General features: G+C 63.6%; 18 protein-coding genes, 1 tRNA gene and 2 pseudogenes. 17 read left to right on the top strand and 4 right to left on the bottom strand.

Going from position 1 to position 22426, the window contains the following annotated elements; all coding sequences use genetic code 11:
• Positions 1–106: 106 nt before the first annotated feature.
• Positions 107–997, bottom strand: coding sequence for a LysR family transcriptional regulator (locus tag QX034_RS33325; RefSeq protein ID WP_315744355.1), 891 nt, complete (start codon positions 995–997; stop codon positions 107–109).
• 152 nt (positions 998–1149) lie between these two features.
• Between QX034_RS33325 and QX034_RS33320 the strand changes: the two genes are divergently transcribed.
• From QX034_RS33320 to QX034_RS33285, 8 genes are all read left to right on the top strand, one after another.
• Positions 1150–2226: a nitronate monooxygenase family protein gene (locus QX034_RS33320; protein ID WP_315806612.1), complete on the top strand. Its 1077-nt coding sequence runs from the start codon at positions 1150–1152 to the stop codon at positions 2224–2226.
• A gap of 113 nt (positions 2227–2339) precedes the next feature.
• Positions 2340–2627 carry an Asp-tRNA(Asn)/Glu-tRNA(Gln) amidotransferase subunit GatC gene (gatC, locus tag QX034_RS33315; protein WP_315703319.1) on the top strand — a complete coding sequence of 96 codons (288 nt, stop codon included), beginning with the start codon at positions 2340–2342 and terminating at the stop codon, positions 2625–2627.
• Between the two features lie 33 nt (positions 2628–2660).
• A complete protein-coding gene (locus tag QX034_RS33310; RefSeq protein ID WP_315703320.1) occupies positions 2661–2888 on the top strand; it encodes a hypothetical protein in 228 nt (75 codons plus the stop codon).
• Positions 2885–4360 carry an Asp-tRNA(Asn)/Glu-tRNA(Gln) amidotransferase subunit GatA gene (gatA, locus tag QX034_RS33305; RefSeq protein WP_315703321.1) on the top strand — a complete coding sequence of 492 codons (1476 nt, stop codon included), beginning with the start codon at positions 2885–2887 and terminating at the stop codon, positions 4358–4360. The genes QX034_RS33310 and gatA overlap by 4 nt, the downstream gene beginning before the upstream one ends.
• Positions 4357–4656, top strand: coding sequence for a hypothetical protein (locus tag QX034_RS33300; RefSeq protein ID WP_409977509.1), 300 nt, complete (start codon positions 4357–4359; stop codon positions 4654–4656). Before gatA ends, QX034_RS33300 begins: the two co-directional genes overlap by 4 nt.
• On the top strand, positions 4653–6131 hold the full coding sequence (gene gatB / locus QX034_RS33295) for an Asp-tRNA(Asn)/Glu-tRNA(Gln) amidotransferase subunit GatB (protein ID WP_315703323.1): 1479 nt from the start codon (positions 4653–4655) through the stop codon (positions 6129–6131). The genes QX034_RS33300 and gatB overlap by 4 nt, the downstream gene beginning before the upstream one ends.
• A gap of 1314 nt (positions 6132–7445) precedes the next feature.
• Entirely contained in the window at positions 7446–7712 is a 267-nt protein-coding gene (locus QX034_RS33290) for a hypothetical protein (RefSeq protein ID WP_315703324.1), read from the top strand.
• Between the two features lie 87 nt (positions 7713–7799).
• A complete protein-coding gene (locus tag QX034_RS33285) occupies positions 7800–8141 on the top strand; it encodes a hypothetical protein (RefSeq protein WP_316196325.1) in 342 nt (113 codons plus the stop codon).
• Positions 8142–8178: 37 nt separating this feature from the next.
• Here the strand turns inward: QX034_RS33285 and QX034_RS33280 are convergent, their stop codons facing one another.
• Positions 8179–9039 (bottom strand): DMT family transporter, encoded by an 861-nt coding sequence (locus QX034_RS33280; protein ID WP_315703326.1) that lies wholly within the window; start codon positions 9037–9039, stop codon positions 8179–8181.
• Between the two features lie 122 nt (positions 9040–9161).
• Between QX034_RS33280 and QX034_RS33275 the strand changes: the two genes are divergently transcribed.
• The 4 genes and pseudogenes from QX034_RS33275 (at position 9162) to QX034_RS33265 (ending at position 12074) form a co-directional block, all read left to right on the top strand.
• Entirely contained in the window at positions 9162–10619 is a 1458-nt protein-coding gene (locus tag QX034_RS33275; protein WP_316196346.1) for a PLP-dependent aminotransferase family protein, read from the top strand.
• A 39-nt stretch (positions 10620–10658) separates the two neighbouring features.
• Positions 10659–10991 (top strand): annotated as a pseudogene (locus QX034_RS34120) (aldo/keto reductase); the annotation flags it as partial.
• Entirely contained in the window at positions 10981–11763 is a 783-nt protein-coding gene (locus QX034_RS33270) for an aldo/keto reductase (protein ID WP_316196324.1), read from the top strand. The pseudogene QX034_RS34120 and the gene QX034_RS33270, both read left to right, overlap by 11 nt.
• A gap of 217 nt (positions 11764–11980) precedes the next feature.
• Positions 11981–12074 (top strand) — tRNA-Ser (locus QX034_RS33265).
• A 283-nt stretch (positions 12075–12357) separates the two neighbouring features.
• On the opposite strand, the pseudogene QX034_RS34115 reads toward QX034_RS33265, so the two are convergent.
• Positions 12358–13113 (bottom strand): annotated as a pseudogene (locus QX034_RS34115) (LysR substrate-binding domain-containing protein); the annotation flags it as partial.
• 159 nt (positions 13114–13272) lie between these two features.
• On the opposite strand from QX034_RS34115, the gene QX034_RS33255 reads away from it, so the two are divergent.
• The 4 genes from QX034_RS33255 (at position 13273) to QX034_RS33240 (ending at position 19300) form a co-directional block, all read left to right on the top strand.
• Positions 13273–14265: an alpha/beta fold hydrolase gene (locus tag QX034_RS33255; protein ID WP_315769121.1), complete on the top strand. Its 993-nt coding sequence runs from the start codon at positions 13273–13275 to the stop codon at positions 14263–14265.
• 757 nt (positions 14266–15022) lie between these two features.
• Positions 15023–16564 (top strand): porin, encoded by a 1542-nt coding sequence (locus QX034_RS33250; RefSeq protein ID WP_315703330.1) that lies wholly within the window; start codon positions 15023–15025, stop codon positions 16562–16564.
• A 291-nt stretch (positions 16565–16855) separates the two neighbouring features.
• A complete protein-coding gene (locus QX034_RS33245; RefSeq protein WP_315769124.1) occupies positions 16856–17620 on the top strand; it encodes a Crp/Fnr family transcriptional regulator in 765 nt (254 codons plus the stop codon).
• 576 nt (positions 17621–18196) lie between these two features.
• Complete coding sequence (locus tag QX034_RS33240; protein WP_315703332.1) at positions 18197–19300, top strand: hypothetical protein; 1104 nt, start codon at positions 18197–18199, stop codon at positions 19298–19300.
• 27 nt (positions 19301–19327) lie between these two features.
• Here the strand turns inward: QX034_RS33240 and QX034_RS33235 are convergent, their stop codons facing one another.
• Complete coding sequence (locus QX034_RS33235) at positions 19328–19864, bottom strand: MarR family winged helix-turn-helix transcriptional regulator (RefSeq protein ID WP_315744346.1); 537 nt, start codon at positions 19862–19864, stop codon at positions 19328–19330.
• 382 nt (positions 19865–20246) lie between these two features.
• Here QX034_RS33235 and QX034_RS33230 point away from each other — a divergent pair, with 382 nt between their 5' ends.
• On the top strand, positions 20247–21785 hold the full coding sequence (locus QX034_RS33230) for a porin (RefSeq protein ID WP_315744345.1): 1539 nt from the start codon (positions 20247–20249) through the stop codon (positions 21783–21785).
• The last annotated feature ends 641 nt before the right edge of the window (positions 21786–22426 follow it).

Below are 22426 nucleotides of genomic sequence, written 5' to 3'. Positions count from 1 at the left end.
TGGAACGCCGCACGACACACGCATCGGCGCGTCACAAAACTGTCGGCGGCATTTCACGTTGCGGAATGCCAGCCTCATTCTCCATGTGAAGTCGTTGCCGCATGCGTCACGCCGCAATCTCGTGATCCCTGTTGGCCAGGCCGGCCATGAAGGCCGCAAGCGCACTCGACGGATGGGCGGCGCGCCGGCGGATGAACAATGTCTCGACCCGCGCATAGGCGGGCTTCAACGTGTGCAGGCTGATATCTTTGATGAGCTCGCTGTGCTCGACCACGGCGCGCGGCAGCAGGGTCACGCCCATGCCGGCGGCGACGCAGCCGATCATGCCGTCGAGCGTGCCAAGCTCGAAGCGGGCGGCCGTTGGCCAACCGAAATCGTTGAAGATCTGCTCCAGCCGTTGCCGGTAGGTGCAGCCGGTGCGGAACACCAGCGCGGTCGGACCTGAGGCCGGTGTGCCGGCGCGCAAGCTTGCGAGGCTGTCGAACTGCCTTGGTGCCACCATCACCAGCTCCTCGCTGAACGCGGTCACGCTGGCGAGTTCGGGATGATCGATCGGAGCCACGACAAAGGCGCCGTCGAGCGCCCCCTCGATCACCGCCGTGACGAGGTCCGCAGTCGTGGCCGTCCGCAGGCTGAGAGCCACTTCGGGATAAGTGCGATGGAAGGCGGCGAGCAGCGTCGGCAGGCGGACCGCCGTGGTGGTCTCGATCGAGCCGATCGCCAGCGGGCCTTTGGGCGTGCCGTCGTCCCGTGCTGCGAGCAGCGCTTCGCGCGCGAGCGCGGCCATCTGTTGCGCGTAGGGGAGCAGCCGCCGTCCGGCTGGGGTCAGCGTCATGCCGCGGCTGTGACGTTCGAACAGCACGGTGCCGATCTCGGCCTCCAGCGCCTTCACGCGCTGGGTTACGTTCGATTGCACGGTGTTGAGCGCCTCTGCGGCTCGTGTGATGCTGCCGGTGCGGGCCACGGTCGCGAAAGTGAGGAGATCGTTCAGTTCCATGGCGCTCGTTTTCTTTTCGTGATGGCAGCGTTCTCAACAATTCATTTATTGAGAAGGCTAAACCCGCCTACACTTGGCGTCCAGCGCAGGCTCGGTGCTCCGGCGTCTCACGCCGTGCCCGCCAGCCGCGACCTCAGCAGCAGGATCAGACCATGTGGCCCGACCGCCGTCTCCTCGACCTTCTCAAGATCGAACATCCGATCGTGCTGGCGCCGATGGCCGGCGTCATGGATGCCGAGCTGGTGATCGCGGTCGCCGAGGGTGGAGGACTTGGGTCTCTGCCTTGCGCGATGCTCTCGGCCGAGAAAGCGCGCGAGCAGATCAACATCATCCGCCAGCGCGTTTCTGCCCCAATCAACATGAACTTCTTCTGCCACCAGGCGGTGGCAGCGGATCCGGCGCGCGAAGGCGGGTGGAAGCAGCGGCTCGCGCCATATTACCATGAGTTGGGCGTGGATCCGGCTGCGCCTGTCAACGCTGCCAACAGGGCGCCCTTCGATGCGGCGATGTGCGCCGTGGTGGAGGAGCTGAAGCCGGAAGTCGTCAGCTTTCACTTCGGTCTGCCCGAGCGCGCGCTGCTCAAGCGCGTCAAAGCGGCCGGTGCATTGGTGCTGGCTTCGGCGACGGTGGTGCGTGAGGCTGTATGGCTGGAGCAGAACGGCGCCGACGTGATCATCGCGCAGGGTGCGGAGGCCGGCGGCCATCGCGGCATGTTCCTGACCGAGAAGTTAGCCGAACAGGTCGGCACATTTGCGCTGGTCCCGCAGGTGGTCGATGCGGTGAAGGTGCCGGTGATCGCGGCGGGTGGCGTTGCCGATGGACGCGGCATCGCGGCGGCCTTGGCGCTTGGGGCAGCCGGCGTCCAGATCGGCAGTGCTTTCCTGCGTTGCCCCGAATCCAAAGTCAGCGTGCTGGCGCGTGCGGCCTTGGCTCAGGCGAGCGATGAAACGACCGTGATCACCAATGTGATGACCGGCCGTCTCGCACGAGGCGTGGCCAATCGCGTCATGCGCGAGGTGGGACCGATCTCGCCGGATGCGCCGGCCTTTCCCTATGCAGCGACTGCATTGGCGCCGCTGAAGGCCGCGGCCGAGAAGCTCGGCCGGGTCGATTTCACCAATCTTTGGGCAGGGCAGGCGCTGCCGCTCGGTAGCGAGCTGCCAGCGGCTCAATTGACGCGCAAATTGGCCGCCGACGCGCAGGCGCGGATGCGCCGGATCGCGGGCTGACGCCAGGGCGACTCGCGCGCGATCTCGCCTGCCGCACCGGCCGGCGCGGTTGCGGCGCGAAAGCGGCCTCTGCTATACGGCGGGTTCCTAATTCCCGCCTGAGGCCTTATATAATGTCCGTCGATGCCGCCACCGTCCGCCGTATCGCCCATCTGGCGCGGATCGCTGTCTCCGAGGCAGAGGTTCCGCACCTGCAGGGCGAGTTGAACGCCATGCTGGCGTTCGTCGAGCAGCTCTCGGAGGTCAACATCGAAGGCGTCGAGCCGATGACCTCGGTGACTCCGATGGAGATGAAGAAGCGGCAGGACGTGGTCACCGACGGCGAGATCGCCGACGACATCGTCAAGAATGCGCCGGCGACCGAAAACCATTTCTTCCTGGTGCCGAAGGTGGTGGAATAGCCGCAACGCCGTAAGGAACCGACGAGTCCAGCCATGTGCCTGCTCTGCGACGACGAAAAGGCCTATCAGGCCTACATGAATTATCTCGACGCGATGGAGCGCCAGGGCAAGAATGTTGACCCGGACAAGGCGGTCGATGCGGTGCTCGACGAACTCCAGGCGGCCGACAAGGCGCGGGCCAAGAAGAATAACTTCTTCGCCGACGACCCGGCCGACGACAAGACGCTTTCTCCATTCTTCTGCAGCCCGATCAATAAATGACCGATTTGACTTCGCTGACGCTCGCCGAGGCCCGAAAGGGTCTTGCGGCCAAGACTTTCACCTCGCTCGAACTCACCGACGCCCATCTGAAGGCGATGGAAGAGGCGCGCGCGCTCAACGCCTTCGTGCTGGAAACGCCGGACCAGGCGCGCAGCATGGCACAAGAGGCCGACGCCAAGATCGCCAAGGGCGAGGGCGGCCCGCTCGCCGGCATCCCGCTCGGCATCAAGGATCTGTTCGCGACCAGGGGCGTCCGCACCACGGCCTGCTCGAAGATCCTCGGCAATTTCGTGCCGACCTACGAGTCGACCATCACCTCCCAGCTTTGGCGCGATGGCGCGGTGCTGCTCGGCAAACTCAACAATGATGAGTTCGCGATGGGCTCGTCGAACGAGACCTCCTGCTTCGGTCCAGTCGGCAACCCCTGGCGCCGTGAGGGCTCCAACACGACGCTGGTGCCGGGCGGCTCGTCCGGCGGCTCGGCCTCGGCGGTGGCGGCTCTGCTCTGCATGGGCGCGACCGCGACCGATACCGGCGGCTCGATCCGCCAGCCCGCTGCCTTCACCGCAACCGTGGGCATCAAGCCGACTTACGGCCGCTGCTCGCGCTGGGGCATCGTGGCCTTTGCCTCCTCGCTCGATCAGGCGGGGCCGATCGCACGCTCGACCCGCGATGCCGCGATCCTGTTGCGTTCGATGGCCGGGCACGATCCGAAGGATACGACCTCGGTCGATCGTGCCGTGCCGGACTACGAGGCGGCGATCGGCAAGTCCGTGAAGGGAATGAAGATCGGCATCCCCAAGGAGTATCGCCTCGACGGCATGCCGGCGGAGATCGAGAAGCTGTGGAGCGAGGGCGCGGCCTGGCTGAAGGCCGCCGGCGCCGAGCTCGTGGAGGTGTCGCTGCCGCACACCAAATACGCTCTGCCGGCCTATTACATCGTGGCGCCGGCGGAGGCGTCGTCGAACCTCGCGCGCTACGACGGCGTGCGCTACGGCCCGCGCGTGCCCGGGCGCTCGATCGGCGAGATGTACGAGAATACCCGCGCCGAGGGCTTCGGCGACGAAGTGCGCCGCCGCGTCATGATCGGCACCTATGTGCTGTCGGCGGGCTATTACGACGCCTATTATCTGCGGGCGCAGAAGGTCCGCACGCTGATCAAGAAGGATTTCGAGGACTGCTTCGCCAAGGGCGTCAACGCGATCCTCACGCCTGCGACGCCGTCGGCCGCCTTCGGCATCGGCGAGAAGGGCGGCGCCGATCCGGTCGAGATGTATCTCAACGACATTTTCACGGTGACCGTGAACATGGCGGGCCTGCCCGGCATCGCGGTGCCCGCGGGCAAGGATGCGCAAGGCTTGCCGCTCGGCCTGCAGTTGATCGGCCGCCCGTTCGACGAGGAAACGCTGTTCTCGCTCGGCGAGGTGATCGAGCAGGCGGCGGGACGCTTCACGCCGGTCCGGTGGTGGTGAGCCTCACCGAATTCAAGGCAAGTTTGGCGGGCGATGCACCCGCGCCGACGCTCTCGCCTCCGCTCGCCGGCCTGTGGTGGATGGCGAAGGGCGATTGGGACCGGGCGCACAAGATCGTCCAGGACGATGATGCGCGCGAGGCGGCCTGGGTGCATGCGCATCTGCACCGGGTCGAAGGCGATCTCGGCAACGCATCCTACTGGTACCGGCAGGCCAGCCAGCCGGTCGCAAAGGACGCGCTGGATATGGAATGGGAGCGGATCGCATCCGCACTGCTTGGGAGTTTAGAGCCATGACGGCAACCAGCGGCAAGCTGATCAAGGGCGCAACCGGCGACTGGGAGGTCGTGATCGGCATGGAGATCCATGCCCAGGTGACCTCGAAGTCGAAACTGTTCTCCGGCGCCTCGACCGCGTTCGGTGGCGATCCCAACAGCCATGTCTCGCTGGTCGACGCGGCGATGCCCGGCATGCTGCCTGTGATCAACGAGGAATGCGTGCGCCAGGCCGTCCGCACGGGGCTCGGGCTGAACGCGAAGATCAACCTGCGCTCGGTGTTCGACCGCAAGAACTATTTCTATCCCGACCTGCCGCAGGGCTACCAGATCAGCCAGTACAAGTCGCCGGTGGTCGGCGAGGGTGAGATCACGGTCGAGCTCGACGGCGGCAAGACTGCGACGATCGGCATCGAGCGGCTGCATCTGGAGCAGGACGCCGGCAAGTTGCTCCACGACCAGTCGCCGTCGATGTCCTTTGTCGATCTCAACCGCTGCGGCGTCGCGCTGATGGAGATCGTCTCCAAGCCCGACATCCGCGATTCCGAGCAGGCCAAGGCCTATGTGACCAAGCTGCGCTCGATCCTGCGCTATCTCGGCACTTGCGACGGCGACATGGAGAAGGGCAGCCTGCGCGCCGATGTGAACGTTTCCGTGCGCAAGCCGGGCGGGCCGCTCGGCACCCGCTGCGAGATCAAGAACATGAACTCGATCAATTTCATTGGCCAGGCGATCGAGTACGAGGCGCGGCGCCAGATCGAGATCATCGAGGATGGTGGCACGATCGACCAGGAGACGCGGCTGTTCGACCCCAACAAGGGCGAGACCCGCTCGATGCGCTCCAAGGAGGAGGCCCATGACTACCGGTATTTCCCGGATCCGGACCTGCTGCCGCTCGAGTTCACCCAGACCTTTGTCGATGAGTTGAAAGCGCACCTGCCGGAACTACCGGACCAGAAGAAGGCGCGCTTCATCGCCGATCTCGGCCTTTCGCCCTATGACGCAAGCGTCCTGGTGGCCGAGCGGGAGAGTGCCGCCTTCTATGAAGCGGTGCTGGCGAAGCTTGCCGACCGCGCCCGCGACGGCAAGCTCGCCGCCAACTGGGTGATCAACGAGCTGTTCGGCCGTCTCAACAAGGAAGGCCGCGACATCGCGTCCTCGCCGGTGTCGGCCGAGCAGCTGGCGGCGATCATCGACCTGATCGGAGAGGGCACGATCTCCGGCAAGATCGCCAAGGACCTGTTCGAGATCGTCTGGACCGAAGGCGGCGATCCGCGCGCGCTCGTCGAACAGCGCGGCATGAAGCAGGTGACGGACCTCGGCGCCATCGAGAAGGTGGTCGATGAGATCGTCGCGGCCAATCCCGACAAGGTCGCGCAAGCCAAGGCGAAGCCGCAGATGGTCGGCTGGTTCGTCGGTCAGGTGATGAAATCGTCCGGCGGCAAGGCCAATCCGCAGGCGGTGAACGACCTGCTGAAGAGCAAGCTCGGCATCTGAAACGAGATCACGCCGTCTTCGTTCCCGCGGTGCGCACGGTGCGCGCCGCGGTCTTGGCACCGCTCCGGTGCGAATCGTTTTCGCGCAATTCTCAAAAAAGCCGCCTTTGACAACGCTCCGATCAAGCCCGGATCGTCCGCGCGGACGCTATCAACGAAATTTTTTTTCACCGCCAAAAATCCCGACTCGGAGGCCGTCCGACGCTCCGTTCGTCTGAGTCCGTCGATCGCCGTCGTGTTGCGCGCGCTGCCTCGGCATTTTGATCGCGTGCAGGAAATGCCTGCAGCGAAGGCCTTTCCTGCGCACTTTATTAGTTCGATCGTTCGGCATTCATGCGCAGCCCGCATCATCGACGGTGTTGCGCGTCGGCGCATCCGGCGAACTGCGTCGCGCGCGTGCGCGTTCGCGTGTCAACACTTCCTTAAGCCGGAAGCTGTTTTTTTTCGTCCGTTGGTGTATTCGAGAAGGAGTGCATCTCGATTCCCGAATGCACGCAGCGACTAAGCCAAACTCATCGGAGGGCAACATGGCGAAGAAAGCGAAGAAGGCGAAGAAGGCAGTGAAGAAGACCGCGAAGACCGCGGCCAAGAAGACTGCGAAGAAGACCAAGAAGGTCGCCAAGAAGAAGTAACTCTCGCGCCTCGCGAGATGAGCCGGCAGCTTGATGCCGGCACGTCGTTGGAACGTCCGGCCTGTTTGCTCGTTATGAGTGGTTCAGGCCAAGGTGTCCCAACTGGCGAAGAGGGTGTCGGCGAGACATCAGGTCGACGGCCGGATCGAACTTTCGGGAGCGTTATGCGCTTCGGCAGGCCGGTCCGGTAGAAGAAACGAGTTTTCTTCGTTCGGTGCAGATCCGTTGTTCGGTCTGCAATCTCATGGATGGCCTCGTTGCCAAGGTGAGATCCGGTCCTGACGTGTTCGCCGACGCCCTCGTTGTTTTTTTGAAGACGCGTTTGCGGCGTCGCCCGACTGTCCCCCCATTCACTTTTTTCTCTTCGACCCGACCTGCGCGGTCGCCTCATGCGATTGGCGGAGCACGCCGCGCTCTTGCCGCGATGGTTAGGGGTTCGCCAATCGGTACGGTGAAGCAATCCTGATCGGCTCTGAAAAGCTGAATAGAATCAGAGATCTTTGATCTGCTGCGGTCGCCTGCGGGCGAAGACGGTTCAGTTTCCGTTCAGCACGATGCTTAAACTGCCTTTCAAACTTGATCGGTCATCCTGCCTCCATAAGCCGGCAAACGGCATGGGGACGACGAACAGTGGACGGGGGCCGCGCGCGGTGACGCAACGCCTCCAAGGATGGAGAGCGACAATGTTTCAAGGACAACTCAATCTCGATGACGTGACGGCCGTGGAGCAGGCGGCGAGCGGCGATGTGCTGTACGAGCTGGGCTTGCTGTATGCGAGCGGCCGGCTGGGGTCGGTCGACCTGGTCGCCGCGCACAAATGGTTCAATCTTGCCGCGCTCAAGGGCCGCAAGGATGCGATCGAGATGCGCCGCGAGATCGCCGAGCAGATGTCGGCGGCTGAGATCACCAAGGCCCTGCGCGAAGCGCGCGCCTGGATGACGGCGCACTGACGGCTTTGGCGCCGCCGGCACTCTCGCCGGCCGCCGTCAAATGACCTATCTGTGGCTCGATGCGAGCGCGCCACGGACGTCGAGCGGATGGGACAGAATAAACGTCGGGAGCTGATCGGCTGCCATGATTGCGGGGAGCAGGTTTCGTTCTCCGCAGCGTCCTGTCCGCATTGCGGCTCGACCGAGCCTGGCGGTCCGTACATTCAGAATGCGCGCGAGCGCCGTAAGCTGCGGGCCGAGGCGATGAACGATCGCCGGCTCGTGACGGTCACCCTGATCTGCTGCGCCATCGGCGGCGCCTATGGCGCGGTGATGGCGCCGGGTGGCATCGCCTCCTGGTGGGGCGCGCTGTCCTATGGCTTCATCGGCGCGGTGATCGGCGTACCCGCGGCCTTCATCGTCAATGTGAGCCGCAGCCTGTTCGATTGATATCGCGCCGAGCCATTCGTCGCGGATATTTGGCCGGCTACGCGTAACGCCGGGCGAGGGCGACGCAGAGAACCACGAGACCCGTCGTCAGGATCATGGTCCAGGCCACCGGCTCGCCGAGCACGAGACCTGCGAGCGCGAGGCTGAGGAAGGGCTGCAGCAGTTGCAGCTGACCGACGCTCGCGGTGCCGCCGACGGCAAGCCCGCGATACCAGAACATGAAGCCGATCAGCGAAGAGAAGACTGAAACATAGGCGAGCCCGGTCCAGGCGCCGCCGCCGATCGCCTGCCATGAGGCAGGCCGCGCCGTGGCCGCGAGGACCAGCATGACCGGCAGTGCGAGCAGCAAGGCCCAGCACATCACCTGCCAGCCGCCGAGCCGGCGGGCGAGCGTGGCGCCTTCGGCGTAGCCCAATCCGCAGAGCACGACCGCCGCCACCATCAGGAGGTCGCCCGTGATGGAGACCGTGTCGTCGCCGATCAGCGCGAAGCCCACGACGACGGCGCTGCCGAGCATGGAGAACGGCCAGAACAGCATTTTCGGCCGCTCACCGCCGCGCAGGACGCCGAAGATCGCCGTCGCCAGCGGCAACAGGCCGATGAAGACGATCGAATGGGCCGAGGTGATGTGTTGAAGCGCCAGCGCGGTCAGGAGCGGGAAGCCGATCACGACACCGAGCGCGACGATCACGAGCGAGCCGATGTCCCGCTTCGCCGGAGTCTGCTGGCGCAGCAAGTGTAGCATCGCCGCGCCCAGCAGCGCCGCGATCACCGCTCGCGCGGATGTCAGGAACAGCGGAGAAAAGCCGGCGACGGCCACGCGAGTGGCCGGCAGCGAGCCGCTGAAAATGATCACTCCAAGGAGACCGCTCCTCCATCCGTCCGTCGTGCTCGTCATGTCGTCGCCTCGCGCGTTCCGAGGCGATCGTGGAGTCTGATGAGTGGCGGGACCAGCCACAATTCAGTACAATCTGGCAGAACTGTATTGATATGGAAGCCAATACACTTTCGATGAGCAGCATGGACAGGCGAGGGCGGGGCGGAGCGCGCACCCTCGAAGTGATGGAGGTGATCCGCTCGCGTGTGGCTGGCCGCACATTGGCGGCCGGCGATCGGCTGCCGTCGGTCCGCCGCTTCGCCGCGACCATGGGCGTCTCGCCCTCGACCGTAGTGGAGGCTTACGAGCGCCTGGCCGCGGAAGGATTGATCCGCGCCCGCCGCGGCTCCGGCTTCTACGTGTCAGCGACGGCGGCTACGCTGCCGCTGCAGCTTGCCGAAACAGAGTGGCGTCGCGATCGCGCCGTCGATCCGTTCTGGGTCTCGCGTCGGTCGCTCGAGGCGGAGCCTGCGGTTCTCAAGCCCGGCTGCGGCTGGCTGCCGCCAGAGTGGATGCCGGGTGCGCTCTTGCGCCGAGGCCTTCGCACCCTCGCGCGTGCCGAGGATGCGCTGCTCCTCGACTACGGCGGCACGCGTGGCTCGCTTCCGCTCCGCCGCTTGCTGCTGGCCCGCTTCGCTGAAGAGGGGCTCGACGTTTCGGCCAACCAGTTGCTGCTGACCGGCTCGGGCACGCAGGCGATCGATCTGATCTGCCGCTTCCTGCTTCGTCCGGGCGATACGGTGTTGGTCGACGACCCCTGCTATTTCAATTTCAGGGCGCTGTTGCGCGCGCATCAAGTGACGATCGTCGGCGTGCCCTACACGGCATCGGGGCCCGACCTCGCGCGTTTCGAAGCGATCCTCACCGCAGAGCGGCCACGGCTCTACGTCACCAATTCCGCGCTGCATAACCCGACCGGCGCAACGCTATCGTTGCCGACCGCTCATCGGCTTCTGATCGCGGCGGCCGCGCACGATCTCACCATCGTCGAGGACGATATCTTCGCGGATTTCGAGCCGGAGTCTTCGCCGCGCCTTGCGGCGCTCGATGGGCTGAACCGGGTGATCCGGATCGGCAGCTTCTCCAAGACGCTCTCTGCCTCGCTGCGGTGCGGCTATATCGCCGCGCGGGCCGATTGGATCGAAGGGCTCATCGATCTTCAGCTTGCCACCAGCTTCGGCGGTCCGAGCCCGGTCGCAACGGCTGTCGTCGCCGATGTGCTGGCCGGCGGAGGCTACCGCAAGCACATGGAGGAGCTGCGGCGGAAGCTTGCGCGCGCGCAGCGTGAGACCACGCGCCTGCTGCACGCGTTCGGCATCGAGCCCTGGCTCACGCCGCGCGGCGGTTTCCACCTCTGGTGCCGTTTGCCCGATGGATATGACTCCGCCGCCCTGGCAAAGGCCGCGCTCACGGAGGACGTGCTGCTTGCGCCCGGCAATGTCTTCAGCGTGTCGCAGACCGCCGCTGCCTTCCTGCGCTTCAACGTCGCGCAATGCGGCGATCCGCGCGTCTGGGACGTCATGCGCCGGGCGATGGGGAAGCGACCCGCTGTGACAGGCACGGAACCTGAGCCGGCTGACCTGCGCTCAAGTTTTCGTTGAGTGACAATTCAACGAACTCGGCATTCGCTCGTGCATTGGATGTCCCGGTCAACACGAGCAGCGGAAGGTCTCGCCATGGATTATGTTCCCCTCGGTCGTTCCGGTATGAAGGTCTCGCGCTACATCTTGGGCACGCTGACCTTTGCAGTCACCCATGGCTTCGAAGCCTTGCGCAATGTCGACGTTGCGAACGCGAGGCGCCTGTTGGACATGGGGCTCGACGCCGGCATCAATGCGTTCGATACCGCCAATCTCTATTCGAAGGGCGATGCCGAAAGGGTGCTTGGCGAGGCCTTGACCGGCCGGCGCGACAAGGTGCTGCTGTTCAGCAAGGGCCGTTCCGAAGTCGAGGAGGGGCCCAATGGCGGCGGCGCCTCACGCGTTCATCTCACGCGCCATCTCGATGGATCACTGTCGCGGCTCAAGGCCGACTGGGCTCGACCTTTATTTCATCCATCAGTGGGACGGCGTCACCCCGATCGAGGAGACGGTCGAGACGATGTCGAGCTTCGTGAAGGCCGGCAAGATCCGCTATTGGGGCGTCTCCAACTACAGCGGCTGGGCGCTGGCCAAGACGGCCATGGTCGCGAAAGAACCGGGCTTCGTGCCGCCGGTTGCGCATCAGATCTACTACACCCCGGAGGCGCGCGAGGCCGAATATGAGCTGATCCCGGCCGGTGAAGATCTCGGCATCGGCGCGATGATCTGGAGCCCGTTCGGCCAGGGGCTGTTCGGCGGCAAGGTGAAGGCGGACGGCTCGGCGCCGCAAGGCACGCGCCAGGGGGCAGAGGGTTGGAAGGAGCCGTTCGTCTCCGACTGGGATCGTTTCGCCCGTGTGCTGAAGGCGGTCGAGCAGGTGGCGGCCGAAACCGGGCGCTCGATTCCGCAGGTGACGCTGGCCTGGCTGCGCGGCCGTTCCGGCGTCAACTCGATCGTGTTGGGCGTGCGCACCGCCGAGCAACTCGCCGACAATCTCGCATCCTTCGACCTTAAGCTTTCGCCGGACCAGGCGGCGCATATCGAGGCGGCTGGCCGGCCCTGGCCGCTCTATCCATTCTGGCACCGCGCCATGTGGGGCATGGATCGGCCGAGCCCATCGGAGCGCATCTATCTTGAAGGTCATCGCCGAACGGTCGGCATGTAGACGGAATATCGGGCTCCGTTTCGGTGCGGCGCTGCGTCCCGGAGGATTTCCGACCCTCGGTTCTTGGTTGCACCTGCCATGCGGCGGGTTGTGCGGCTCGCCGCCCTGACGGCCATGCTCCGGCGCGCTCGGACCGATTGGGAGATCGAGGAAATCGATTTCGTCCACAATCTGCCGCTTGCGGCGCGGCGCGGGGTCGGGCATACCGACCGCAGCCGGAGACGTGGCCGAGTGGCTGAAGGCGGCGGTTTGCTAAACCGTTATAGGGTTGTAAAGCCCTATCGAGGGTTCGAATCCCTCCGTCTCCGCCAGCTCCCCGTCCGACCAAGGTCCTCTTGACCCCCGCTGTAGGTCGAGTTCCGGGTGAATCGCGCGGTATTGCATCACCCTGCCACTGGCGCTTTGGATGGTCGAAGGCGACCGATTCCGGCCTTTAGTCATGGATGGCCTTGAGCGCCACGCGCCGTCCGGGCGACCTCGAGAAAAGCCGTGACGACCGACGACGGATCTGCCCAGGGCCATGTCGGCGCGCAGTGAGGCGGGGGCGGGATCGCAGCGGCGGTAGACCACGCCGGGCTGATGCAGGTGGCGAAGCGAGGCGGGCACCAACGCAATGCCGAGCCGGGCCGCGACCATGCTGACGAGCGTATGCATCTCGGTCGCCTCCTGCGCGACATTCATCACGAACCCTTCCTCCTCGCAGGCGGAGATGATCCGGGCGTAGAAGGCCGGCGCCTCGCGCGCAGGAAACATGACGAAGGGTTCGCTTGCCAGTTCGCCGAGGCCGATGACGTCGCGCGGCGAGAGTGGATGTCCGTCGGGCAGGGCGACCAGGAACGGCTCGCTGTCGATGATTTCGAAACGCAGGTCGGGGGCTTCCGGCACCGGCATCCGCACCAGGCCGATGTCCGCTTCCCCGCGCGACAGCGCTTCGATCTGTGACGCGGTCGTGCGTTCGGTGATGTCGATCGCGACCCGCGGAAAAAGCGCGCGATAGGAAGCGATCAGGCGCGGCAGCAAGGCATAGCTCGCGGTGCCGACATGGGTGAGGCGCAGGATGCCGGAATGTCCGTCGGCCGCGGCGCGCGCCTTCGCGGCTGCCCGCCCGATCGCATCGAGGATGAGGCGAGCTTCGCCAAGGAATGCGTGCCCTGCCTCGGTGAGGCTGACCTGGCGGCGCGAGCGATCGAAGAGCTCGACGCCGAGCGCAGCTTCCAGCCCGGCGATCGATTGCGACAGGGGTGGCTGGGTCATGCCGAGGCGGGTCGCGGCACGCCGGAAATGCAGCTCTTCAGCCACCGCAATGAAATGGCGAAGGTGGCGGAATTCGACGTTCGATATGTCTGCCATATCAAACAATATGATCCAGGATGTAGATCGGATCAATTTGGAAGACCAGTTAGGTCGGGAATTGGTTTGATGAGGTGCGGCATGCGTCGGATCTGCTTTCTGGCTGTCGTCTGTTGCGCGCTGGGCACGGCCGGTCCAATCGAGGCTGGAGGCATTGAAGTGAGAAGAAACGATTTCAAGGTCGCTAGCGATGCCGGGATAACTCTCGCGGTGCGCGAGGTCGCATCGTCCGACGCGGCGCCGGCGGGGCCGCCTCTGATCCTCGTCCACGGTGCGCGCGTGCCCGGCATCGCCTCGTTCGATCTGGACGCGCCGCATGGATCGCTCGCCGCCGATTTTGCCGCCGCAGGGCTGGATGTCTTCATTATGGACGTGCGTGGTTACGGCGGCTCGACGCGGACGGGGCAGGAGGGTGATCCGGCCGGCCGGCCGCCTCTCGTCCGTTCCGGCGAGGTCGTGCGCGACATCGCGGCGGTCGTGCAAGATGTTCAAAGGCGAACCGGCGCGCATCAAGTCGCCCTGCTCGGATGGGCGACGGGCGGCCATTGGGCGGGAATGTTCGCAAGCCTTCATCCGGACGCCGTAAGTCACCTCGTCATCCTCAACAGCCTGTATGGCGGGCATGTCGGCCACCCGACGCTGGGGCCGGGCGGTCCGCTCACCGATTCCGCCGACCCGTCGCGCCTTGATGGGACCAAGGTCGGGGCCTTCGGATTCAGCACGGCGGCCTCTCTCACACCGTCATGGGACGCCTCGATTCCGCTTGCCGACAAGCCGGCGTGGCGCGACCCGGCGGTCCTGCGGGCCTATCAGGCTGCTGCGCTCGCCTCCGATCCCACGAGCGCGCAACGCGAGCCGCCATCGTTCCGCGCGCCAATGGGGGCGATCGCGGATTCCTTCGAACTCGCGTCCGGGCGAAAGCTGTGGAACGCCTCCGCGATCACTGCGCGGGTGCTGGTCCTGCGGTCCGACCATGATTTCTGGAGCCGGCCGGAGGACCTTGAGAATCTCCGTCGCGATCTGACCCAAGCCCGGTCGGTGAAGGCGGAAACGCTGCAGGGAGCGACCCATTACGTCCATCTCGACCGGCCGGAGCGCGGGCGCGACAGGTTGTTGTCCGACGCGATCGCCTTTCTCCGAGACCGTTCTTGATCGAAAGGCGCCGCCCATTCCGACGTTGACGAGGGGCGGTGTCGGCCCAGCTGCATCGCTTCCGCCGCGACGTACCATTGTCGCTCGGGGCAGGATTCGGAAAAACGAGTGTAGCAGAAGTCCTTAGCGCCAAACGCGACCGCGTCGGCGCGGTGACGATGCTCGACTAGCTAAAATCTGAATTGGTGTGTGCGATCGCGCTTCGCCGATCGCAGCTTGCGTCGGTCCTCGTCTTGCTGCGCTGCGGCACGGGCGCGCTGGCTGCGAGGTTTCGAATCCAACCAAGGTGTGGCGGGCGGCGGACGATTCTCGCCAAAAAAGGAACGTGAGAGCGGCGAGACGCGCGCGGTGGCGGATCGACCCAAAGAGCACGGTCGGGCCACAAGGACTTCGGTCGCTCTGCCGAAGTGAAAGAAAAACTAAGGAAAACAAAATCTTGTCAGGAGCCCTCGCGGAAACGGCCGAGTGCTATTTGTGCAACACCATTTCAAAAACGAGCCGCATTGCCTTCACTGTGGCGGTTCCTTTGTTGCGTGTGCAATGGGGTTCGGTAATTCTGGCGATGCGACGGAGGGGGGCATCCCTGCGTCGTCCCGTTTAGGTCGTTCGCTCAAGTTCCTCGCGTTCACGCGGGTGTCCGAGTGCGCGATGCGGCTGAGCGACGGGTCGAAGGGGATCGGGGTACGAAATCCAAGGGTGTCTCACACCCAGCGGAGGCGGAACCTTCCCTGACTGAGCAACTTGGAGGTTTAACATTATGAACGTGATCAAGAGCCTTGCCCTGGGCTCGGCGGCGACTCTGCTTGCCGTTGCTGGGGCTCAGGCAGCTGACCTTCCGATCAAGGCCAAGGCGGTCGAGTATGTGAAGGTTTGCTCCCTCTACGGCGCCGGCTTCTACTACATCCCCGGCACCGACACCTGCATCAAGCTCGGCGGCTATCTGCGCGCCGAAGTGTCCATGCGCAGCGGCGGCGAGTACAACAGCGCGCTCTCCGGCGCTCCTGGCGCCAACAACCGCCTGAGCAACTACTACTACACCCGCTCCCGTGAAGACCTGAACATCGACACCCGCACCGCGACCGAATATGGCGTGGTTCGTACCTATTTCGATGCGACCTTCACCTGGACCACCGGTAACTTCACCGGCACGGGCGGTGGTGCGACCGGTTACGACGTCATCTCCGGCACGACCTCTTCGGCCCCGGGTAACGCGAGCGGCGGTACCGTTGCTGGCGGTTCGCTTGGCGTGTACTACGCCTTCATCCAGTTCGCCGGGTTCACGATGGGTAAGGCGGTGTCGCAGTTCGACGCGCCCTGGACCAACTATCCCGGCAATAACTTCGATGGCCTGTGGGGCGGCAGCGGCACGGTCACCGGTGTGAACCAGTTCGCCTACACCGCTGACTTCGGTCAGGGCATCACCGCCTCGATCTCGGCGGAGGATCCGACCGGCTACTATCAGACCAACCTCTGGAACACGTCTCTCGCGACGGCCGGTGGCGTGCTGGGCGGTTCGTACGGTGGCAATTCGTACGGCGGCACCCGCTCGCCCGACATCATCGGTTCGGTTCGTGTCGACCAGGCCTGGGGCCTGTTCCAAGCGTCGTTCGCAGCGCATGACAACCACACGGGCTATTACGGCGCGAGCGAGGTCACTGGTCATCCCAGCGACAAGTGGGGCTGGGCTGGTCAGCTCTCTCTGTCGATCAAGAACATCCCGACCGGACCTGGCGACACCATCAACGTCCAGGGCGTCTACACCAACGGCGCGAGCCGTTACAACGCTCAGAGCCTCGTGCCGACCGCCATGGCCGTTTACGGCAGCAGCGGCAATGCGCTCGCCTATCAGAGCCTCGGTATTGCTGGCCTGGCTGACTCCGTGTTCGGTGTCGGCACTGGCCAGGAGCTGACCACCACCTACGGCTTCCGTGGCGCCTACACCCACAACTGGAACCCGTACTGGAACACGGCGATCTACGGTTCGTGGGCCGCTGTGAGCTACAGCTCCACTGCCAAGGGTCTGATCTGCAGCAGCCCCGGCATGCTGGCGATCGCCGGTCCCGGCTTCGCCTGCAACCCGGACTTCAACATCTCGTCGCTGGGTATCATCACCCGCTGGACCCCGGTCAAGAACCTGACCTTCTCGGGTGACTTGGTCTGGACCAACATCGACCAGAAGTACTCCGGTCTGGCCACCAATGCGGCCACCGCCACCGGCGTTGCCAAGCCGGCTGGCCTCTACGAGATGAAGGACCAGAACTCGATCAGCCTGCTGCTGCGCGCTCAGCGCAACTTCTGATCTGATCCTTTAAATACGTGATCAAGAGCCCCCGGCAGGCGACTGCCGGGGGCTTTTTTCTGATGTGCGACCGTTGAACTCTGTCGTGCTCGTTGAGGTTGTTAATGTAACTTATTGTATTGTATTGGTTGTTGCGTCATTGCGCGACGAACCAATAGTCCGCCGGCGAAGACAAGCAATACCACTGGCGTTTCAGGCTTTTTGTTCTTTACCTGGCGCGCAAGGCCTTGCAGGATGGAAGTCTAAAAACGCGGCCGCGTGTGTTTGCAGACAGGCGGATTTGGGAGGACGATGTTCGAATTGGTTCCGGCGACATCACCCGTTTCGCCATCGCAGTCAGCGCACAAGGTTCGGAACTGGATTCTGGCCACTCTTCCGGAACCGGATTTCGCGCTGCTCCGTCCTCATCTCTACGCCGTGCCGTTGCGGCGCAACGATGTCGTGTATGACGCCTTCCGCTGTCCGAATGCGGTCTATTTCGTCGAGAGCGGTCTGATCTCGCGGGTGATCCGCAGCCCAAAGGATGGCGCGGTCGAAGTCGCCAGCATCGGACGTTGCGGCTTCATCGGCGTCTCGGTCGTGCTCGGGACGATGATTGCGATCCAGCGCACGGTCGTGCTGGTGCCGGGGCTGGCGCTTGGAATCGAGGCCGAGAAACTCCGCGCGGTGATGGTGGAGCGGCCGTCCATCAAGGAGCATCTGCTGAGATATGTGCAGGTGCTGATGGCGCTGAAGGCGCAGATCGCGATGTGCAACGCAAAGCACGAACTGTCCGAGCGGCTCGCGCGATGGCTGCTGCTTGCGCATGATTTGGTCGAGACTGACGTGCTGCCGGTGACCCACGGTTTACTCGCGGACGCCTTGGGAGTCCGGCGGCCGGGCGTCTCCGTTGCTCTTGCGGAACTTGAAGCCCAGGGGATTGTGGCGCGGACGCGTGGCGCGCTGCGAATCCTGGATCTGGATGGATTGAGGCGATGTGGCTGCGACTGTCATCGCTTTGTCCGGGACCGCTTTCGGCTCTTTACCGACATGCCCCGGCACGAGCACTCGCTCTAAGTGAGTCGCGGTCTCACCAAGATTGAACCGGATTAAACTGCGCGAAGTGAAGCTGATCCAAGTGACGGTGAGGGCGTAGCCTGTCGCCGTGACTTGGCTCTCTGCCACAGCCCCCTGATGGTCGCGGGTGGGAGAGAAAAGCGAAAAAAAGTGCCGGCGTCTTCAAAAAAGATATTGAAGACATATGAGTTGATAAGCTAATTTGCTGTGGTATCGTGGCTCACCGAAGAGCGGCAACTGGAGAGACATAACCTCTCTAATGTTAGACCTCCGAAACCTCCGGCGATGCCCCGCTGGAGGTTTCTTCGTCCAGTATTGTGCGTTGCTCTCAAGAGAGCTCGTTGACATTCTTGAGAGCGTTTGTTCCCTGCGCTTGTTTTTGATTTCATTTGCATATGAGCGCTCGGTCGCGCTGAGAGCGCCCAGTTCGAGCCGTCGATTTCTGCGGCCTTCTGTCTGATATCGTACCAACAAAGGGCGGTCCGTTATCTTGACGGGAAATTCTCCCGTCGGTCACTCTGCGTCAAAATATCTCAACATGACGTGGGGAACCGCCTAGCGGGAAAGTGGTCTTCGATGAGGACGGAAAACATCTTGAGGCGTGCGTGGAGCCTCTGGCCGGGGAGGGAGTATCTTTCCGACGAGTTCGCGCGGCTCTTGGGGAGCCTGCCCGGTGGTGGCGATGATATCGCCGAATGCATGGCGACGGCGGGCCGCATCGATATCGCTGACGACGATTCCTGGTACCGCGAATGGATGCGGATCGGCGATCAGGCGCGTTTGGTTGCGGAGACCTCTGCCGAGTGCTGCGGGGAAGCGGCCCGTAGCGGCTGGCTCCGCGCAATCAACTACTACGAAGCTGCGGCCTTTCCCTTCGACGGCTCGAGCGATCGGCACCAGGTGGTGCTCGCGCGCTTGCGGGCCTGTGCTGAGGCTTTTCTGCGCGCTAGCGACCCAAAGGGCGCGGTCGTCACGATTCCCTGGCGCGTGGATTATCCGCTCCAGGGCTATTTTCTTCCGGCGAGAGGGGAATCCGGAAAGGCGGCAACGGTCGTCTGTTTCGTTGAACCGGGGCGCCGCAAGGAGCCGGCGCTGTTGAAGCATGCCGGCTACGCCATCGATCGTGGCCTCTCCCTTCTGGTCGTCGATCTGCTCGGCGCCGACCCAGGTGGTCGGTTCGAGGAGCTGGTGGGCAGCCGCGATCTCGAATCCGCGGTCGGCAGCGTGATGGATTATGTCACCTCCCGCGACGATGTTGACGACGCGCGGATCGCCATCCTGGCCGACGATTGGGGATCCTCCTTCGTCGCGCGCGGGATCGCGCTGGATCAGCGCTACGCGGCGGCTGTCTGCGACGCCGGGCTATGGGACATGCATGAGCGGGCGTTTGTCACGCGGCGGTGTATGCCGGGCGGAAGCGCAATTGCGCTGAGTATGGGGGCGAGCAGGGTGACGCGCCACATTATGTGTCCTGTCCTGATTGCGCTGCCAAAACGAGGCTGGCTGCGCCCCGATCATGCCACCGATTTGGTCGCGCAGATGAAACGCGAGCACCCGGACGTCACGCTCAAGATCTTCTCCGGCGAGTCCGGCAGCGCCGAGTTTGCGGCAGTGGCCAATGAGTTCGCGTTCGACTGGATTGCAGCACGCCTTCGCGACTGCAAGCGCCTGCAAAGCTGATTGCGCGGAACTGGTCAGCTGGTCCGGTTAGAGACCTAGCGCCAGCTTCATGCAGGCTTTTTCGATTCGCTCCTTGAGAGCAGCGAGCTTGTCGGTGAAGGCCGCCAGGTCGCGCTTTTCGAATTGCTCGAAAATGAAGCTGTGGATCTCGTCCTGCTGGGCGGCCAGGGCGGCGAGTTGCCCGTAGGTCTTTTCGGTGAGCGACATCCTCACCACGCGTGCATCTTCCTGCGCCGATTTCCTGCGCATGAAGCCTTTCTTCTCCAGAAGCTTCGACTGGGTGGTGACGAAGGAGGGATCGACGTGCAGCATTTTTGCAACGCCGTTGACCGGAATACCGTCGCCCTGATCCAGGTCAGCGATCGCCATCAGAATCATCCATTGCGGTCCGCTGACGCCAAGCGCTTTGGCCCAGAAGTAGCGAAGCTCCTCCAGATGCACGCTGATGGAAGCGATCTCCCAGGTGAATCGGCGAACCGCATCCTGATTCTTGTCGGCTGTTACGAGAGATGACAGGGGAGCCGTAGTTGGCGTCTCGCTTTTGGGTTTCCTGATGGGCGCCATAGCTCGCAATCATCCAATTTTCCCTCACGACCCTAGTTTAAACAAATCCATAACAAAATCACTTATCTAGGAGATGCGCGCTGGCCTGCCATGCACTGCACCATGGCCCCACAAGTGTTGCGGCCAGGACACATCATCCGCTCATTCAATTAGCTGATCTCATAAACTATTTTGATTACGGAATGAGCGAAGGCATAGTTCCTGACGACGGTGGGGGATACTCGATCGTCCCGCGACAGATGTTTCGCTGAAGTCCCTCGCGTGATGCGGGTGTGTCCGATGGCGCGAGGCGGCTGGAGCGGTTTTTCGGGATGGGAAAGGCCGGAGCGTCCTGGGGGATCTTGGTTCGGTTCTTTCTCAGAGAGCAACTTGGAGGTTTAGCATGAAGACGGTTAAGAGCCTTATCCTCGGCTCAGCGGCGGCCCTGGTCGCCATGGGTGGGGCTCAGGCGGCCGACCTTCCGATCAAGGCCAAAGCGGTCGAGTATGTGAAGGTTTGCTCCCTGTATGGTGCGGGTTTCTACTACATTCCCGGCACCGACACCTGCATCAAGCTCGGCGGCTATCTGCGCGTCGAGACGGGCATTGCTTCGAACGGTATCTACAACAACGCGGTCACGCTTCCTTCTGGTGCGAAAAACCGCCTCAGCAACTATTACTACACCCGCTCGCGTGAAGATCTGAACATCGACACCCGCACCGCGACCGAATATGGCGTGGTCCGTACCTATTTCGATGCGACCTTCTCCTGGACGACCGGCAACTTTACCGGCACGGCGGGTGGTGCGACCGGTTACGACGTCATTGCCGGTACGACCTCTTCCGCACCGGGTAACGCGGGCGGCGGCAACATTGCCGGCGGTTCGCTTGGCGTGTACTACGCCTTCATCCAGTTCGCCGGCTTCACCATGGGTAAGGCCGTGTCGCAGTTCGACACGCCTTGGAACAACTATCCGGGCAACAACATCGACGGTCTGTGGGGCGGCGGCGGCACCGTCACCGGTGTCAACCAGTTCGCCTACACCGCCGACTTCGGTCAGGGCATCACGGCCTCGATCTCGGCAGAAGACCAGACTGGCTACTACCAGACCAATCTCTGGAACACCTCTCTCGCGACGGCTGGCGGTGTCGTCGGCGGTGCGTACGGTGGCAGCGCGTTCGGTGGCACGCGTTCCCCGGACATCATCGGTCAGGTCCGCGTCGACCAGGCCTGGGGCCTGTTCCAGGCGAACTTGGCTGCGCATGACAACCACGCCGCTTACTACGGCGCCACTGAACTCACTGGTCATCCCAGCGACAAGTGGGGCTGGGCCGGCCAACTGGCTCTGTCGATCAAGAACATCCCGACCGGGCCTGGTGACACCATCAACATCCAGGGCGTCTACACCAACGGCGCGAGCCGCTACAACGCGCAGAGCCTCGTTCCGACCACCTATCAGATGTATGGTAGCACCGGAAACCCGCTGGCCTATCAGAGCCTCGCTTTCGCGGGCGTCTCTGATGCGGTCTTCGGTCTCGGCACCGGCATGGAGCTGACGACGACCTACGGCTTCCGCGGTGGTTACACCCACAACTGGAGTCCGTACTGGAACACGGCGATCTACGGTTCGTGGGCTGCTGTGCGGTACAGCTCCACCGCCAAGGGTCTGATCTGCGGCAGCCCGGGAATGTTGGCGGTCGCGACTGCCAGCTTCACCTGCAACCCGGACTTCAACATCTCGACGCTGGGTCTGATCACGCGCTGGACCCCGGTTAAGAACCTGACCTTCTCGGCCGACTTGGCCTGGACCAACCTCGACCAGAAGTATGCCGGTCTTGTCGCAAATCCGGGCGTGACGCCCGCTGCCAAGCCGACTGCCCTCTACGAGATGAAGGACCAGAACTCGGTCTCCTTGCTGCTCCGCGCTCAGCGCAACTGGTAATCCCGGTCGCCTGACAACGATCCAAGAAGCCTCCGGCAGGAAACTGCCGGAGGCTTTTGTTTGCGTTGATCGCTTCGAGGGTATCGCAGCGACGGCCACTGTTCTCTCCGATTGCGCGCTGTCTCTTCCGGTCAGCGAACTCGAAATCTCACTGGAGAGCGTCGCTGCCAAATCGTCCAACATTGCGGAGAGCTCGTGGACGGTCCGTGCTGATCTGATTTTGCTTTCGCGTTGACCTCGTGGCAGCCAAGCCCAGCATGTGGCGGGGCGGGCCAAACCTTTGTCACGCCCGCGGCGAGCCGGGGCGTTCTGCTCGCCAACTCCTTGTCGCAGCAGCTTTGAACTATGTCCGGCAACGAGAGCCTCGTGCCGCGAGCAGCCTTAAAGGGCCGATCACGCTCGTCGCGGGATGAGACGCGCTGTTTCGTCGCGGCCACACCTATTTGGCGCAAAGCGGGCGATCGGGATCAACGGCGACAAATCCGAGGATTATTGAAGTCTCACGCCGGGCGAGACCGTGTGCGTGTCCGAAGCGCAACCCGAGCGCCGTTGGGGCTCGTCACGATAATGGTCCGATAAAACACGAAAGGCGCCCCATCATTGTTGCGACTGCACCTCTAATGGCGGTCACCGTGTCTCCG

The sequence above is a fragment of the Bradyrhizobium sp. SZCCHNR3119 genome (assembly GCF_032487775.1).
Classification (GTDB): domain Bacteria; phylum Pseudomonadota; class Alphaproteobacteria; order Rhizobiales; family Xanthobacteraceae; genus Bradyrhizobium.
The sequence above is the reverse complement of the archived record's forward strand: the minus strand, read 5'-3'. Positions and strand labels throughout refer to the sequence as shown.